At 38.5% G+C, this 17,407-nt stretch carries 16 protein-coding genes, 1 pseudogene and 1 riboswitch; of the genes and pseudogenes, 15 read left to right on the top strand and 2 right to left on the bottom strand.

Annotation, left to right across the window (positions count from 1 at the left end):
* Positions 1-3 precede the first annotated feature (3 nt).
* The 3 genes from glpK (at position 4) to CAO17_RS20345 (ending at position 4,237) form a co-directional block, all read left to right on the top strand.
* The gene (glpK, locus tag CAO17_RS20335) at positions 4-1,494 is read left to right on the top strand and encodes a glycerol kinase GlpK (protein ID WP_085994277.1); all 1,491 of its coding nucleotides are present in this window, start codon (positions 4-6) and stop codon (positions 1,492-1,494) included.
* A 266-nt stretch (positions 1,495-1,760) separates the two neighbouring features.
* Complete coding sequence (locus CAO17_RS20340) at positions 1,761-3,422, top strand: glycerol-3-phosphate dehydrogenase/oxidase (RefSeq protein WP_085994601.1); 1,662 nt, start codon at positions 1,761-1,763, stop codon at positions 3,420-3,422.
* A 305-nt stretch (positions 3,423-3,727) separates the two neighbouring features.
* Positions 3,728-4,237 carry a YfiT family bacillithiol transferase gene (locus CAO17_RS20345; protein ID WP_085994278.1) on the top strand — a complete coding sequence of 170 codons (510 nt, stop codon included), beginning with the start codon at positions 3,728-3,730 and terminating at the stop codon, positions 4,235-4,237.
* 48 nt (positions 4,238-4,285) lie between these two features.
* Here the strand turns inward: CAO17_RS20345 and CAO17_RS20350 are convergent, their stop codons facing one another.
* A complete protein-coding gene (locus tag CAO17_RS20350) occupies positions 4,286-5,764 on the bottom strand; it encodes an MFS transporter (RefSeq protein WP_245831885.1) in 1,479 nt (492 codons plus the stop codon).
* 199 nt (positions 5,765-5,963) lie between these two features.
* Here CAO17_RS20350 and CAO17_RS20355 point away from each other — a divergent pair, with 199 nt between their 5' ends.
* From CAO17_RS20355 to CAO17_RS20400, 10 genes and pseudogenes are all read left to right on the top strand, one after another.
* Positions 5,964-8,042: a catalase gene (locus CAO17_RS20355; protein WP_425435900.1), complete on the top strand. Its 2,079-nt coding sequence runs from the start codon at positions 5,964-5,966 to the stop codon at positions 8,040-8,042.
* A 180-nt stretch (positions 8,043-8,222) separates the two neighbouring features.
* Positions 8,223-8,286: riboswitch (Fluoride riboswitch) on the top strand.
* A 74-nt stretch (positions 8,287-8,360) separates the two neighbouring features.
* Positions 8,361-8,747 carry a fluoride efflux transporter CrcB gene (gene crcB / locus CAO17_RS20360; protein ID WP_085994281.1) on the top strand — a complete coding sequence of 129 codons (387 nt, stop codon included), beginning with the start codon at positions 8,361-8,363 and terminating at the stop codon, positions 8,745-8,747.
* The gene (gene crcB, locus CAO17_RS20365) at positions 8,744-9,103 is read left to right on the top strand and encodes a fluoride efflux transporter CrcB (RefSeq protein ID WP_085994282.1); all 360 of its coding nucleotides are present in this window, start codon (positions 8,744-8,746) and stop codon (positions 9,101-9,103) included. The genes crcB (CAO17_RS20360) and crcB (CAO17_RS20365) overlap by 4 nt, the downstream gene beginning before the upstream one ends.
* Positions 9,104-9,260: 157 nt before the next feature.
* Complete coding sequence (locus CAO17_RS20370; protein ID WP_085994283.1) at positions 9,261-9,464, top strand: hypothetical protein; 204 nt, start codon at positions 9,261-9,263, stop codon at positions 9,462-9,464.
* Positions 9,465-9,497: 33 nt separating this feature from the next.
* A pseudogene (locus CAO17_RS20375) lies at positions 9,498-9,836 on the top strand (PEP-utilizing enzyme); the annotation flags it as partial.
* A gap of 274 nt (positions 9,837-10,110) precedes the next feature.
* Positions 10,111-10,392: a hypothetical protein gene (locus CAO17_RS20380; protein ID WP_085994284.1), complete on the top strand. Its 282-nt coding sequence runs from the start codon at positions 10,111-10,113 to the stop codon at positions 10,390-10,392.
* Between the two features lie 189 nt (positions 10,393-10,581).
* Complete coding sequence (locus tag CAO17_RS20385; RefSeq protein WP_085994285.1) at positions 10,582-10,809, top strand: hypothetical protein; 228 nt, start codon at positions 10,582-10,584, stop codon at positions 10,807-10,809.
* A 641-nt stretch (positions 10,810-11,450) separates the two neighbouring features.
* Positions 11,451-12,074, top strand: coding sequence for an ECF transporter S component (locus CAO17_RS20390; protein WP_085994286.1), 624 nt, complete (start codon positions 11,451-11,453; stop codon positions 12,072-12,074).
* A 97-nt stretch (positions 12,075-12,171) separates the two neighbouring features.
* On the top strand, positions 12,172-12,423 hold the full coding sequence (locus CAO17_RS20395; protein ID WP_281252968.1) for a tyrosine-type recombinase/integrase: 252 nt from the start codon (positions 12,172-12,174) through the stop codon (positions 12,421-12,423).
* 490 nt (positions 12,424-12,913) lie between these two features.
* Positions 12,914-13,129, top strand: coding sequence for a DUF6366 family protein (locus tag CAO17_RS20400; protein ID WP_085994288.1), 216 nt, complete (start codon positions 12,914-12,916; stop codon positions 13,127-13,129).
* Positions 13,130-13,332: 203 nt separating this feature from the next.
* Here CAO17_RS20400 and CAO17_RS20405 read toward each other — a convergent pair whose 3' ends face one another.
* Positions 13,333-15,399, bottom strand: coding sequence for a catalase (locus CAO17_RS20405; protein ID WP_085994602.1), 2,067 nt, complete (start codon positions 15,397-15,399; stop codon positions 13,333-13,335).
* A gap of 432 nt (positions 15,400-15,831) precedes the next feature.
* On the opposite strand from CAO17_RS20405, the gene CAO17_RS20410 reads away from it, so the two are divergent.
* Positions 15,832-16,461 carry a YczE/YyaS/YitT family protein gene (locus CAO17_RS20410; protein WP_085994289.1) on the top strand — a complete coding sequence of 210 codons (630 nt, stop codon included), beginning with the start codon at positions 15,832-15,834 and terminating at the stop codon, positions 16,459-16,461.
* Between the two features lie 329 nt (positions 16,462-16,790).
* Positions 16,791-17,399: a flavin reductase family protein gene (locus CAO17_RS20415; protein WP_085994290.1), complete on the top strand. Its 609-nt coding sequence runs from the start codon at positions 16,791-16,793 to the stop codon at positions 17,397-17,399.
* Positions 17,400-17,407: the final 8 nt, after the last annotated feature.

Consider the following 17,407-nt stretch of genomic DNA (forward strand, 5'->3'; position numbering starts at 1 on the left):
AAAATGGAAAAATATATGATGGCATTAGACCAAGGTACGACAAGTTCACGAGCCATACTTTTTAATCATAAAGGAGAAATAGTGGAGTCGGTGCAACACGAGTTTGAACAGCATTTTACAAATCCGGGTTGGGTAGAGCATGATGCGAATGAAATATGGACATCCATTTTAGCTTGTATCGCAGAGGTTCTAACTAAAGCGGGAGTGAATGCCGATCAAGTAGCAGGTATCGGTATTACCAATCAACGCGAGACAGCGGTTGTTTGGGATAAACATACGGGGAATCCCATTTACAAAGCAATCGTCTGGCAATCTCGTCAAACCGAGGATATTTGCCGTGATTTACGTGAAAAAGGTTATAATGACTTATTTAATGAAAAAACAGGTTTACTATTAGATCCCTATTTCTCTGGTACAAAAGTGAAATGGATTTTAGATAATGTGGAGGGTGCTAGAGAGAAGGCGGAAAATGGTGACCTTCTATTTGGAACCATGGATACATGGTTGGTGTATAAATTATCTGGCAGAAAAGCACATGTGACAGACTACTCCAATGCTTCTCGTACCTTAATGTTTAATATTTACGATCTACAATGGGATGATGAGCTGTTGGAGATATTAACCGTACCGAAAAGCATGCTTCCGGAAGTACGCCAATCCTCGGAGGTGTATGCGACAACCGTGGATTATCACTTCTTTGGTGAGGAGGTTCCGATTGCCGGGATTGCTGGTGACCAACAAGCTGCATTATTCGGGCAGGCCTGTTTTCAGGAAGGAATGGCGAAGAATACGTATGGGACAGGCTGCTTCATGTTGATGAATACAGGAGAAAAAGGCGTAAAATCGAAACACGGCCTGTTAACGACATTAGCTTGGGGTGTGGATGGAAAAGTGGAATATGCATTAGAAGGAAGTATTTTCGTTGCTGGTTCCGCTATTCAATGGTTACGTGACGGTTTGCGCATGATTGTTAACGCACCAGAAAGTGAAGATTTTGCGAAAAAAGTGGAATCCACAGAAGGCGTTTATCTTGTTCCAGCATTTGTTGGACTTGGAACACCATACTGGGACAGTGATGCACGTGGTGCGATGTTCGGACTGACACGAGGTACAACAAAAGAACATTTTATCCGTGCCACCCTAGAATCCTTAGCATACCAGACAACGGATGTGTTAGAAGTAATGATTAAGGATGCTGGTCTAGAATTAAAATCACTACGCGTGGATGGTGGAGCGGTGAGAAGTGATTTCCTCATGCAATTCCAAAGTGATATCCTAGGCGTGCCTGTAGATCGTCCCATCGTAAATGAAACAACGGCATTAGGTGCAGCCTATTTAGCAGGACTTGCGGTTGGCTACTGGTCTGGTAAAGAAGAAATTGCGCAACAATGGCAAAAGGAAAAAACATTTACGCCAGCGTTTGAGGAAGAAAAACGGGAGAAGCTTTATCGAGGATGGAAAAAAGCGGTCACAGCAACCAGGGAATTTAAATAATTTTTGCTGTGAAGGCTGCTCAAGGGGTGGGGCACTATATCCCCTTTGGTCTACTATTGACCCACTTGATGAGAAGTGCTATACTACAATTAAGTTAATACGTTGGATGGAGATATCGAGAGACCACATATCACTCTATTGGTATAAGTATATATCAATAGGGGAGGTTTGTGGTCTCTTTTTGTTTTTCGAAGGAGAATGAGGAGAGAATAAGAAAAACATCGTTACGACATATATTTTTAGAAGAAAAGAAGGGAACGATGGTAATGAAATTTTCAAATACAAACCGAACGGAAATCAAGCAACAAATGAGGGAACAGGAGCTGGATATGCTTGTCATAGGTGGTGGTATCACGGGTGCCGGGATTGCTCTTGATGCGATTACGCGTGGGATGAAGGTTGCTGTAGTGGATATGCAGGATTTTGCAGCTGGTACGTCTAGTCGTTCTACTAAATTAGTCCATGGTGGGTTGCGTTATTTAAAACAATTGGAAGTGAAAGTGGTAGCTGAGGTTGGGAAGGAACGTGCGATTGTCTATGAAAATGGTCCACATGTTACCACACCAGAATGGATGCTGTTACCTTTTTATAAAGGTGGGACATTTGGCCCGTTCACGACCAACATCGGTTTAATGATGTACGATTTCTTAGCTGGCGTGAAGAAAGGTGAACGCAGAAAAATGTTTAAAGCCGATGTAGCCTTAAACCGTGAACCATTATTGAAAAAAGAAGGGATGAAAGGGGCCGGTTACTATGTGGAATATAAAACCGATGATGCTCGGTTAACCCTTGAAGTGATGAAAAAAGCGGTAGAAAAAGGCGCATTAGCCCTAAACTATATGAAGGTGACCGACCTTGTTTATGAAAATGGCAAAGTGGTTGGCGTGAAAACGGAAGATCTAACGGATGGCTCGGTAGAAAACTTCCATGCGAAGAAAATTGTAAGTGCTGCTGGTCCGTGGGTGGATACGTTACGTGACATCGATGGTTCGAAAAAAGGAAAAAGATTGCAGCTTACGAAAGGGATTCACCTTGTATTCGATGGGGAACGGTTCCCATTGAAGCAGGCGGTTTACTTCGATACTCCGGACGGTCGTATGGTATTTGCTATTCCGCGTGAAGGGAAAACTTACGTAGGAACAACGGATACCGTTTATACAGGCGATATTGCCCATCCGCAAATGACGGTAGAAGATAGGGATTATGTGATAAAAGCCATTAATTATATGTTCCCAAGTGTGAAAATTACCGCGGATGATGTGGAGTCAAGCTGGGCAGGATTACGACCATTAATTTATGAAGAAGGAAAATCCGCTTCTGAAATTTCCCGTAAAGATGAGATTTTCGTATCGGATACTGGCTTCATTTCCATTGCTGGTGGGAAATTAACAGGATACCGTAAAATGGCAGAAAGTATTGTGGACTTAGTTGCCACACAGCTCAAGGAAGAGGAAGGTAGAAACTTCCCAGGAACCCTTACGATTAATATTCCGATTTCTGGAGGAGATGTAGGTGGATCAGAAGGCTTCCAGAAACTTTTAATAGATAAAACCAAAGAAGGGAAAGCAATCGGATTACCAGAAGCACAAGCAAGAGATCTCGTACAACGTTATGGTTCAAATATTGATACGGTTTATAACATGTACAAAGAAAATATAGAAGTTGCAGAAGCGGAAAACATCGACCCAGTCGTATTGGCGATGTTACGCTATTCGATAGATCATGAGCTTGCATACAAGCCGGTGGACTTCTTCATCCGCCGTACTGGTGCCTTATTCTTCCACATCCATTGGGTCCATGAACACAAAGAACCTGTCATTGCCTACATGGCGAAAGTATTCGAATGGACAGAAGAACAAACCAAAGCATACACAAAAGAATTAGATCAACTATTGTATGAAGCAGTCACCCCAATTGCTGGAGAGTAAATCACAGAGGGGGAAGGGTTCGTGCTGCAAATAGTTCGTACACAAAGGTTATTCCAAATAGATCAAACGTTTGTTTAATGAATTTGGGATGGAGAGCCAGCGCTTGTGTTTTTTTAGAAGTGGATGGATAGAAGGATTTTAGCCTTTCATATCGAATACAAGATAGGATGGAACCATATCTTTAAGTGTATAGAGTGATCTAGTTTGTAAGCCTCATTTATCGTAGGTTAAGGGGCAGTAACCCCCACACTGATTGACGATTCACTTTAGGCAAACATAATGAATAGGGAAAAGGGGATTGAAAAATGGATGTAAAATACCCAATTGGGAAACTACAAGTTCCTGAAAAAGTAACATTAGAACATGTTCAAGAATGGCTAAAGGAAATAGAAACGTACACGACTCGATTAAGAGAAACAGTTGATTCATTAGGGGAAGAGGAATTAAGTAAAACGTATCGCGAAGGTAGCATGAATGTTCGTCAACTTGTTCATCACATTGCAGATTCACAGTTGAACATGTATCAACGTTTGAAGCTGGCTTTAACAGATGACCACCCAACCGTACCCGCTTTTGATCAAGATAAGTGGGCCATTCAACCTGATACAGAGCTTCCTGTAGAAAGTTCCATTAAAATGTTAGAAGGGATAAATGAGCGCATCGTATCTTTAGGTCATCATTTAACAGAGGAACAATTAGACCGTGCCTTTATCCATGAGAATAACGGAAAAATAACTGTTGCAACAAAAGTGGCTAAGTTAGCCTGGCATGAAGAGCATCACTTAGCCCATATCAAAAATGCATTATCAATTTAATGCGAAAATGGCTTATCGAACCTCGATAAGCCATTTCTGTTAAACAGTTTATTTATCCTCTTCCGTATCCTCAATTTTTTCCTGTATCTTTTGTTCTTCTTCTCTCCACCATAGCTCTTGATCTGTTTCTTTTATAACTTCTTTGACTTCATGCTCATCCGTCACTGCAGGTGGGGAACCCCTAAGTGGTTTGCCGGATGTATTTTTCAGAAATAAAGAAACCACCACAATACCTATGAGCGAAGCTACTATTAGATAGTACGCCGGTATTAACTCGCTGGCCGTAACGCTGATTAAGTAGGAAATCAGTAAAGGAGTCGTTCCTCCAAATACAGACGCGGAAATATTGTAGGCAATAGCCAATCCTCCATACCTGACTTCCGTAAAAAATAGGGATGGTAATTGGGAAGTCATCGTACCTTTTATAGACGACAAAAGCGTTCCTAAAATCAACAATCCAAAGAATACAAGCCAATTATTCCCACTTCCGATTAATAAAAACGATGGAACCGCCAACAAAATAATACTTATCAAACTCACTTGAATGATTCGTTTATTCCCGACTCTGTCACCCAAATAACCTATAGTTAATACAATCGGTATCATGATAAACATTACAATCAAAATTAACAGGAGTCCTTTTGTCTCTCCATATCCTAAAACCGCTGTTAAGTGGGAAGGCATGTAGGTTAGGACGGTATAATCGATTACATTATAGAAGAAAACTAAAATTAAACACATTAATAGTGAACGTCGATGAAACTGAAACAATTCTTTCATAGAGACATGCGGTCTTTTTTCCATCTCTTTCGTTTTCTCTTCCATCGCTGCGAAGGCAGGGGATTCCTCTAGGTGGCTTCGGAGATACAGTCCTATGATTCCAATTGGGCCGGCAATTAGAAATGGAACTCTCCATCCCCAATCATACATCGTTTCTGATCCCAAAATATAGGTAAGTAACGTAACTAGTCCTGCCCCAAAAATATAACCGACTAATGTTCCTACTTCCAACCCACTTGCCATAAAACCACGTTTTTTATCCGGGGTAGATTCTGCAATAAAGGTCATTGCACCAGCATATTCACCCCCCGTAGAAAACCCCTGTACCAACCTAGCAATAAGCAATAGAATTGGTGCAGTGATTCCAATAGAGGCATAACTTGGGATTAATCCGATACTGAACGTTGCAACAGCCATCATAATCAATGTGATAGCTAAAATCTTTTTTCGTCCCAATCGGTCACCCAACATTCCAAAGAACATCCCGCCAATTGGCCGAACAAGAAAGGCAACGGCAAACGTACCAAAACTAAAAACCAATTGAGCAGAATCACTGACACCAGAATAAAACACATGCCCTATGATCACAACTAAATAAGAATAAATTCCAAAATCAAACCATTCCATGGCATTACCCAATGCGGTGGTCACCACAGATTTTTTTGCTAAATCAGTGTCAATGACTGTTACATCGTCCTCACGAAGCTTGCGTTTTTTACGTTTTCTTTTATCTTTTTTCTGAGCCACTATTAGATACCTCCTCTTTACTTAGATATTCCCTTGACGGTTGTAAATATTCGTTACCCAACTCTATATTTGGATGTAAACAACTATCTTTTTTAGCTGTATGCAAACGGGCACTGGAAGGGTATATAAAAGCTTAGAAGGAATAAACCTCCCCTTTCCCTAATATGTATAGGAATGTGTGATGAATAGTACGCAAAGGATGGAGGTTATTATGGATAACGAAAAATCATCTTCAAGAAAAAATTCTGGTGACAAGAAAGATGAACAGCTTGAAAACTATCGTCATAAAAACACAGGTCCCGGGAAGAAGATGACCGATGATAATGGTACAAGAGTTTCCAATGATCGAACCTCTTTAAGAGCGGGAAGGCGCGGTCCAGCACTTCTTCAAGACTTTCATTTTTACAAAAAACAGACGCACTTTGATCGGGAAAGAATACCGGAAAAAGTGGTTCATGCAAGAGGTTTTAATGTGTATGGGGAATTTGAGGCCTATCAATCAATGAAACATGTGACACGAACGCATTTCCTTGGCGAGGCGGGCCGAAAAACTCCCGTAAATGTACGTTTTTCCACATTCCAAGGAAGCAAAGGATCCAAAGACACGGCTGTAGATATTCGAGGATTTGCAACCAAGTTCTACACACAAGAAGGGAATTACGATTTGTTATCCCTGCAATTCCCCGTATTTATTGTCGCGGATGGAATGAAATTTATGGATGTCGTTCATGCTGCAAAACCAAATCCACGCAATGAAATACCACAAGCCACAACGGCACATGATAATTTTTGGGACTATATCGCCAATAATCAGGAAAGCGCACATATGGTGATGTGGTTGATGTCCATGCGTGGCCGTCCTCGAAGTTGGCGGATGATGGCAGGCTGGCCGATTAATACATTTTTGTTTGTGAATGAACAAGGAAAAGGCACTTTTGTCCGGTTTAAATGGATTCCTAAGCTGGGTGTTCATTCTTTGTTACTTGATGAAGCCAATGTCATCGGAGGGGTCGATCCCGACTTCCATCGCCGGGATATAATAGAAGCCATACAAAAAGGTTATTATCCGGAATATGAACTAGGTGTCCAGATGATTGCGATGGAAGACGAATTTAAGTATGATTTTGATGTCTTAGATAATACGAAACTTTGGCCAGAAGAAGTGATCCCTATGGAAGTAGTCGGTAAGATGACGCTAAACCGGCTCGTCGATAATTTTTTTGCGGAGGGAGAACAATCTGCCTTTGACCCTGCGAATGTCGTTCCAGGAATCGACTTTACCAATGACCCTGTTTTACAGACACGAGCCATTGCATATCGGGATACCGAATTGCACCGTCATCATTCGGCTAATTTTGAAGAATTACCAGTTAATAAACCGATTGTCGAAACGGATTATAACTTGAGGGACAGTTATTTAAGGTACAGGATTGATGTGGATTCTGTCCATTATCATAATAATTCATTAGCTGGAAACACACCATCTGAAGCAACACCGGAAGAAGGCGGCTATGTTCATTATCCGGAGGAAGTAGAAGGTCAAATGACAAGAGATGTCCCAAGTGACTCCTTTACCGATTTCTTTTCCCAACCTAGAATGTTTTGGAACAGTTTATCATCCATTGAGAGACAGGACCTCAAAGAATGCCTTACGTATCATCTTCAGTATGTTAAAAGTAAATCAGTCAGACAGCAAAATGTTGATATGTGGGCAAATGTAGATATCGGTTTGGCAACGGTTTTAGCAGAGAAATTAGGAGTAAATCCTCCTAAAGGATCCCATGTACCGGTTGAAGCCAGTTACCCTTCCCTTAGCCAATTAAATACACCACATGTAGCTACTACGCAAAAAGTAGGGGTTCTCATTGGTAATGGGTTTAATGGTAGGGAAGTAAAAAATATGTTGAACACTTTCAAACAAAAAGGGGTATTTATGGATGTTATTAGTGAACACCTTGGCTTTGTTACCGGATCAGATGGTACGAAAATAGAGGTAAACGAAACGTTTCTAACTAAATATCCTGTTTTATATGATTCCCTTTACGTTGTTGGTGGAAAAGCTCAGAATCAAGCAAGGTTCATGCAAGACGTACAGGAATTTGTTTTTAAGGCCTATAAACACTTTAAACCAATTGGTGTTGCAACAACTGGCCAATCGTTTATCTTAACATCTAAAGATAATAACCTAGCGGGCGTTGTTTTTGCAGAAAATAACCCCAATTTTGAGCAAGATTTTATCACTGCTATAGGTAAACAGCGTTTTTGGAATCGAACGTAATTTCTTTGCTTATTGAAAAACAGACAACGAACATACAACACACACTATTTCTTCGCAGAAGTAGTGTGTGTTTGTTGGTATAATGGTTAAATGATTTTTAGGATGCTAAATTATTAAGTCAGAATGGTATTGTAGTTGACAGTTTCCAAACAATTATCAATAATTTAGCTATAATTACTAAACAAAATAGGTGATGGAGTTCACCATAAACCGCCCGTATGAGGCTGATGACTCCTGCCAAAGATAAAAGGGATACCTATGTCTTTTGGCAGGAGTCCTTTTATTTTTTTACAACTGAAAAACAGAGGGGTAATTTAAATGAATTTATTATTAGTGATGACTGGTGGTTTTTTTGGAGCTATATGTAGATTTACTTTGGGTGAATGGATATATACAAACAACGGATTTCCTTTAGGTACCTTTTTAATCAACCTCATTGGATGTTTTATTCTAGGGTGGTTTCTAACATTCGTTAGCCAAAATAAAAAAATAAGACCTGAGTATACTCTGCTAATTGGAACAGGATTTATCGGTTCTTTTACAACTTTTTCAACCTTTTCGGTAGAGACTCTTAACTTATTCCAGGAAGGTCTTATATTTATGGGGATACTCTATGTGTTGGCTACCACAGTGTCAGGGTTAGTGCTGGCATATGTAGGTCGCAAATTAGCTTTATCAAGAGAAAGGGAAGGTGATGTAATGTGATATGGGTTATAGGAATAGGTGGTTCTTTAGGTGGCGCAGCTAGATTTATAGTAGGAAACTTGATTAGTAAAGGAGCACAAAAATCACATACCTTTCCAATGGGGACTTGGATAATAAATATCACTGGTTCATTTTTACTTGGATTAATTACTCACCTTCACCTTTCGAATCATATTAGCGAGTGGTTATGGCTTTTTGGTGGTGTAGGTTTTTGTGGTGCATTTACAACTTTCTCAACCTTTGGGAATGAAACCATAACTCTAATACAATTAAATAAAATTAAATTAGCTACCATATATGTCGTTACATCAATTGTAGTAGGTATTATTTCAGCAATGATTGGTTTTTACATTTAGAATATGTGAATAGGTCAATTAAGTAAGAAGGGCAATCACCCCTTGTGCTAACTGGTTCTTTTCTTCCAGAAGCCAATGGCACCCTTTTTATTAGCAGATTAGTGAAACAGTACAGATTGTAACATTAAATAAAAACACGACATAAGGAGGAGATTTGATGACATCTTGGGTTTCTTGGGTAGCTGTGGGACTTATAGTATCTGTATTAATTTATGCGTTTTTTAGCTTATATTTAAAGAAACCGATTGCAGCTGCTTTCCATATTGTTTTGGGGATTTTGTCACTTCCTTCAATTGGATTATATGTGGATAAACAAACCTGTTATATTGAATATTTTAAACACTCTAGCCAACATTATTAAACTATCCTCAACCTATCATGGGGATAGTTTTAATACAAACGTGAGAATCTTCCAGCTGAAGCAATTGCAGGTTTACCGGTTTCTTCCGGAGTTATAGAGGGAAGAGCGCTCGTCATCTTAAAAATGGAAGATGCAAATCTAGAAGATGGTGATAACTTAGTAACATCCTTTACTGACCCTAGCTGGACACCATTATTTGTATCCATAAAAGGCCTCGTCACTGAAGTTGGTGGATTGATGACCCATGGAGCAGTTATTGCACGTGAATATGGATTACCAGCAGTTGTTGGGGTGGAGAATGCTACTAAACGAATAAAAGACGGGCAACGCATTCGCGTGCATGGAACAGAAGGGTATATACAAATATTATAAATGATAATTTCCTCAGTAATTTCAAATTAAGTATTCAATCATTATCGAATATCTTATAGAATAAAAGAGAATGTGATGGAAGTTGCCCTTGTTCTTTACAGTGGTAGAGAATGACCAGAATTAGAATTAAATGAATAACATCATGACTATGGATTATGGTTATGATGTTATTTTGTTATATAGGTGAAAGAATACACGTAAACAAACTGGTGCGGTACTTGAACAAGCGTATAAAGTATATCCAGTTATTTCTTGAATGGAAGGAGGAGAAAAAATGGGAACGTTGCTTGATTTACTTGGTTCAATAGGAACGTTAGTAATTTCTTCTATGAAGGATGTTACGGAAGAGGAAATTGAAAAAAACATTGAATTCTTAAAAAAATATCAATGGTTCCAGGATTACCTGGATAATGAAGAATATAAGCATCTAATCCATGAAAATAATAATGTGCGGAACACCATTGGAAAACTTGATACATATAAAATGGTGAAAAATTCCTATCAACAAAAGTGGAGAAGGAAAATATTCAAATCGTTACTTAAAAATCTACGATAGTGTATTGATTTATCGAAGCAGGCTTTCATTTTCTTTTATTTATATGGCTGGTACGTGAAATGTTTACTCATACAGAATATCCTTTTATGTATTACTTTCTAGTACCTTTTTCAATATTTAATCTTGTAGTTATCTTTATCCATTTTAAGTTTAAGATAGCAGAAGGTTCAAATCCTTTTATTTGCACTTATGATTTACAAAAAGGAAATGGACCATAAACAAATGGATTGTATGAAGTTTAAACGTGTTGGTTGGGGAAAGAAAAGTGTTACTGTAAAAAGCAATAAAGGTTTTAATTTGCGAATTTCTAATTTTTATCCAGAACGAATTTATAATGATTTGATTGACTTTGCAAGTAAGTATGGAATACCTATTTCTAAGAAAAAGGATTATTTATTATTAGAAAAACGAAAATGATGTTTTCATTGTGGATCTACGTCCATATTTCAGACACAAAATAGTTACATTTAAAAATACCTTCTAAATTGTACTATTATTTAACCTTTCGAGGCTTGACATGGACGCCTCGAAAGGCATGATTTCGATGCCTGGAAGCCGGCTATATTAAAAACAATACTAGCATGCTACTGGAGGCTATCATACCCACCACTCCATGTAAAGCCCCGTGCAGGGAATTGTCTGTTGTGCAATGCCATCCCTCCTATATTTTTCTTTACTGTGTTGGTCTAAACTTCTTAGAACGAATATTAGCCTATTTCATCTTACTTCGTTGAGAAGAAAGTCAAAAATATTCTACAACGTTGAAATGCATGATAATATAAGCACATGTTCCTTATTCCATATTGGTTAGAATGGGGAGTATAGTGAAGCTAAGGGTACAACCTTTCTAAACTGGGAAAACGACCAGGATAGCAACAAACATTGAACCAATTGTAGATATTACAATTACCCCATAATCACCGGGGGTATACTTTAGTGTAAATACCAGTTTATTCATTTAAAGTCATGTATATATATTTACATACGAAGATAATCCAGATTGTCTAATGTGTTTCATAATTTAATAGAAGTAATATTATTGCTAAAGAAGTTAGAAATTGAAAATTAGAGAATTTACTTTAACTACCATTTTTTTATCGGTCATATTATTATGCGCTTTTACACCATTTGGTTTTATACATTTAGGAGTAATTAAAGCGACGATAATCCATATTCCAATCATTATAGGTTCCATTATATTAGGACCAAAAATTGGTGCTTTCCTAGGATGTGTGTTTGGAATCACTAGTATTGTAACTAATACGCTCGCTCCAACATTACTGTCATTTGCTTTTTCCCCAGCGATTCCTGTTTTGGGCACAAGCCAAGGAAGTCTTTGGGCATTATGTATTGCAATCGTTCCAAGAGTAATAATTGGTTTTATCCCTTACTATATTTTTAAAGCTGTTGATAAAACTATAATAAAGAAAAAGTCCAACCAGAAACCGGCTTTATTTTTAACTGGTCTGCTTACAACGTTTATACATACATTTTTAGTAATGGGTTCTATATCTTTAATATTTCAGGATGCCTATGCTCAAGCTATTCAAGCCAGTAGCACGAGTGCCATTTACCAAGCAGTTTTAACTGTGTTTTTTACAAATGGAATCGTTGAGGCATTTCTTGCTGCATTTGTAACAGCGACAGTTGTCCCCCCGCTATTTAAACTATCAAAAAAATAAATACCGTAATTTAACAACAAAGAAGTCGTGGAATATTTGAGAAACTTGTCTATTCCTCCGCCCGATATCAATACTGTCAGGGGAAAACAAGGATAAAATACGGTCATTAACACCACATACACTTCGTCATGGGTTTGCTATATTGAGTGTAGAACATAAAATGGATGTGTATCGGATTATGCAAACCCTGGGACACGAAATAATTGAGACCACTCCAATTTATTTAGAGAACAAGCAAAGTAAAGAAACGAATGCAGCACATGATTGGAAAAATAATACACACCTTAATATGAGGCCGGGACAAAAGTGTTTATATCAATGTGAAATCCGAACATGGTCGTGCATATAATCCGCTACGGAAATACACTACGCTTTCCGCGGCCGCTGCTGAGCCTACTTCGAGCTATCGCTCTTCGTAGTCTCACCTAGGCTTTTCTTGCCGCAGGAGTCTCCGTGTATTTCCTTCGCTAGTAAGATGCAATGTTTGGATTTGGGCTAAACACTTTAGTTATGTCCCAGACTCTTTTTTCTAAAAAAGTCTACCGCTTCGAGCGTTGAAGGAAACAACCCAAAGACTTTTTCTTTTCTATTTTTCTTAGACCTATTGTAATGCTTTTGCGGAAGATGAAATTTTTCGTATTTTTTTCAGGTCTCCTAAAGTATCTTCCAAACTAGTAACATTGAAATCCCTTTCTAATAAAATCATATCTGGTTTTGATCAGGTAGCTTGTTAACAATTAGATCGATATCAAGTCGGTCTTTTTAATTTATTTAATTTCCTGAATATTGTAAGTGGACAAATGAAATGTATGTTAGGATAAACTGTTAGGGGGATTAAAATGGGAAAAGGCAAAGAAACACCTGAAGAAAGAAGAGAAAGACTAAGACAACAAGGATGGAAAGACAACCAGACTGGCAATTTAAACGATTCATTAAATAGAGGTGCTAATGGTAGCCTTGCTGATTTAGTGGGCGGTTTAGGTTGGAAAGGTACAGGAATACTTATTCTTGTCATACTATTAGGATTTATAATATATGCCGTTTTCTCTCGTTAATTGGTGCTCTTCTTGAATAAGAAGGTGTCTTTTTGATATGCCTTCCACATGAAGGGATTAGATGTATAAAGGAAAAAACATGGTGAACTTTTTCGATCTGGTGTGTGTAAGAAGATAAACGCTCAGAGTTTAAAATTTCTGAGCGCTTTTTATGGTATTTTATCAAAAATGTGGGGGTCACCTCAAACCTGTCTTCGTGCCCCTTACTTCGTTATTCCTGACATTCCTTGGGACGCGGGACCTGACCCCATGTCCCGGTCCCAGAAGCGGGATTGGGCAATAGCTGTAACAAAATCCTGCTTAAAATTGGTACTATTTGCTGCCATGACGACACCTACTAGGTTTTCCGAATCTGTTGGTGCAATCATGGACTGACCAGTAGTAGCAATACCTAGAGGCTTGTAGAGTTTATAAGCCATGTTCACAAACTCTAAAACATTTTGCTTAAACCTTTTTTCATTAGGAGTATTTCCTCCGACAACGTAAACGGAGTCAACTAAGTATGGACCAGAAGTCAGGAACGTTTTATTCACCTTGATTTTTCCTCCATTGGCTCCAGTGACGAATCCAAGCCGCTCGCTAATAATATCGTAAAAAACCTTTTGCTCGTCAAAGAACTGAAGAACCTCGGTTACTTCTTGATCATTAAAACCATTGCCAATCAGTACACCAACTTTTTTCGTATACGCGCTAGGAGGTGTGTTGAATTGACTTAAAGATGGATAACTATCCGAAACTGGGACATGGCTGCCTGATGGACGAGCAACACCAATATTATCTGCAACAGTCGACGCCAGTTCTACATCGACATTGGCTAATAAATTTACATTTTGTTGACGAACGGATTCATCCATTACGTTACCGAGCTGATAGCTAAACGCTTCGATGGTATGCATTTTTTCTACAGGAGTTAAGCTATTCCAGAATATTCGTGTCTGTGAAAAGTAATCATTGGCCGAATCAATCCGTTTACGCGTTGTGCGAGCCCCTACTTCTTTCGGATAATGTTCATAACCACCTTCGTCGATTGGTGTTTCATGAGGGGTATTATCCGCTAACGAATTATTATGGTAGTTCACATGGTCCACATCAATTCGATAACGCATCGGTCCACGTCTTTGGTTATTATGGAATGGACAAACCGGTTTATTAATTGGCAACTGTTGGAAATTTGGCCCAATCCGATAAAGTTGTGCACTATGATACGCAACTAATCTACCTTGCAATACAGGATCATTGGAAAAATCAATCCCAGGAACAACGTTGGCAGGATTAAACGCGACTTGTTCGGATTCAGTATGGTAATTTTCAATGTTTCGATTTAGCGTCATTTTACCAATGATCTCTACGGGAATCAGTTCTTCTGGCCAGAACTTGGTCGGGTCAAGGACGTCAATATCATATTTGTGCTCATCTTCAACAGGGATAAGTTGAACCCCTAATTCGTATTCCGGATAAGCACCACGGTCAATTGCTTCCCGGAGGTCTTTTCGATGAAAATCAGGATCAATTCCACCGATTTTAATTGCCTCTTCTTGAAGAAAAGATTCAACCCCAAGAACAGGTTTCCAAACAAACCGTACATAAGTTGCTTTCCCTTGTTCATTCACAAACGTATACGTATTAATGGACCACGACTCCATATGGCGATAACTTCTTAACACCCCTCTGTCTGACATAATCCATGTAACCATATGAACCGCCTCGGGATTATTCGCGACATAATCCCAAAATTTGTCGTGAGCACCTGTAGCTGTTGGGATATCATCATCCTGTTTGGATTGGTATGCATGCATTGCATCCGGGAATTTCATTGCGTCAAAGTTAATAAGTACAGGCATAGCAATGGTTGTTAAGTCATAATTTCCCTCTTCCGTGTATAACTTAACACCCTGACAACGTAAATCTCTCGCTGTATCATACGAACCTCTTGGCCCTTGGACGGTTGAAAAACGAATAGTTAGAGGGGTCTTTTTCCCAGATTCTTGTAGAAAATTTGCTTTTGTAACATGTTTCATTGATTTGTAACATTCAAACTCCCCATGGGCACTGTACCCTCGGGCATGGACCACCCTTTCAGGTTCCTCTTCATGTACAAAATGAGTGATTTTTTCAAAGTACTGCCAATCCTCATGTAATGTTGGTCCACGTTCGCCTGCTTTTAATAATTCCCTGTCATTTGCAATGGTCCTTCCTTGACCGGTCGTCAATGGTTTCCCGATGTGCTGAACACGATACTCGTCTAATTGTTTTTGTTTCTTATCTTTCATTGGATCGTTATTCAAAATAATATTCCTCCTAAAGGTTTTTAAGAAATACGATTATTAGATTTCACCAACAACCCACAAATATGCATACTTGGTAAAATTTTGGGGCGTAAAGGAAGAAGTTTTACTATGAGATGCATGTCATCATAATGAGCTAATTTTATATCCAGTATTGAGCTGCCCGAGAAGGATTAATCGCCTGGATGGGGCAGAAGAGTGGAATGAGGAACAAGGTGCGTAATGGATCTATGTTATAAATAATGAAGTTTTCACCATTCCTTATTTAAATTTGCAAACATACATATCGTCGGTCGTCTCTTTTCTTCCAAATGGAGGAAATTATTTTTGAATGTTGTGTTAGTATGGAGTGGGATAGGAGAAGGATGTACGGAAGAATAGATGATCGAAAACTGGTTATGGAAATGGGGGAAGTATATGCGAAAATTTAGTAAATCATTTCTAATATATTTTAGTGGTATCGTTGTATTAACATTAGGAATTTCTCTCACGATTCAATCTGAATTAGGAACTTCTCCGTTTGATGCATTACTCGTTGGTTTATATCGCACATTTGGGTTAACGATAGGTAGTTGGGAAATTGTTGTTGGGTCTGCGATGGTGTTGCTGAATGCCATAGCTCTAAAAGCAAGACCCGAACTTTTAGCTATATTAACTTCCCTTATTACAGGAATTGGTATTGATACGTGGCTTTTATTATTAGGAGAATGGTTAATACCGCAATATTTCTTGGAACAAGTTTTATTCGTGTTACTAGGCATTCTTTTTAGCGGGATAGGTATTGCTATTTATTTAGAGTCAAGCTTTGCACCGAACCCAATGGACCGCTCGATGGTTATTTTAACAGATAAAACAGGGTGGTCCTTTAGTAGGTCACGGGCAATCATTAGTATTGTATTAGTCATTATTGCTTTCTTTTTCAATGGTGCGATTGGTATTGGCACCTTGCTTAACGCATTACTTACTGGGGTTATTATCCAGTGGATTCGCCCATATGTGTTAAACATGCTTTATAGACACCCTATAAAAAAGGAACATATCAGCTAGTTGTTCCAATAATTTGGTGCCTTCCTCAATAAGGATGGTGCTATTTTTTTGTATTTTTTTCTTGATAATTCATGCGTAAAAATGAAATCCTGCCGTAAATAAGATTTGACAATATGGAAATGTCGGTTTAAAATTACTTTAAATTAAGTATATATTAATTCATTATATATTAATTAAAAGTAAATAAACAAAAATCCTCTGGGAGGAGAATGAATGGGCTGAATTGGAAAACCTAGTAAAGGAACGACGCTCATTAATAATTTTTACCTAATAATCCGATTACTAGAAAAGAATTAAATGAGATATTTGGATAAATAGGAGGATTGTTCATGCTTTCTTTTGACCCTCGAAATAATAAAGAGCGGGAAAATTATAAACTGCTAATCGGCAGTATTGTGCCGAGACCGATTGCGTTTGTGACAAGTATTGCGGAAGATGGAACAGTAAACGGTGCGCCATTTAGTTATTTCAATATTGTTTCGTCCAATCCACCCATGTTATCTGTATCAACCCAACGGAAAAATGGAGAGATGAAAGATACTGCACGAAACATTAAGGAGAATAAAGAATTTGTTGTGCATATCGTGGATGAACAAAATGTTGAAAAAATGAACATCACGGCAGCATCCTTACCACCTAACGTGAGTGAAATTGAAAAAGCGGACTTATCACCGATTGAGAGTGAAAAACTTTCCGTACCAGGTGTGAAAGAAGCCAAAGTCCGATTGGAATGTAAATTAGAGTATTCCCTTGAACTTGGCGAAAATGATTCGATTGGCACGGACTTCATAATTGGAAAGGTCGTCCAATTTCACATAGATGAGGCTATCTATGAAAATGGAAGAATAAATCACGAGACGCTCGGTGCGGTTAGCCGACTAGCTGGATCTAATTATGCGAAGATCGGTGATGTATTTTCCATAGAAAGACCAAAGTAAAGGGGGAA

The sequence above is a fragment of the Oceanobacillus senegalensis genome (genome assembly GCF_900176885.1).
Classification (GTDB): Bacteria; Bacillota; Bacilli; order Bacillales; family Amphibacillaceae; genus Oceanobacillus; species Oceanobacillus senegalensis.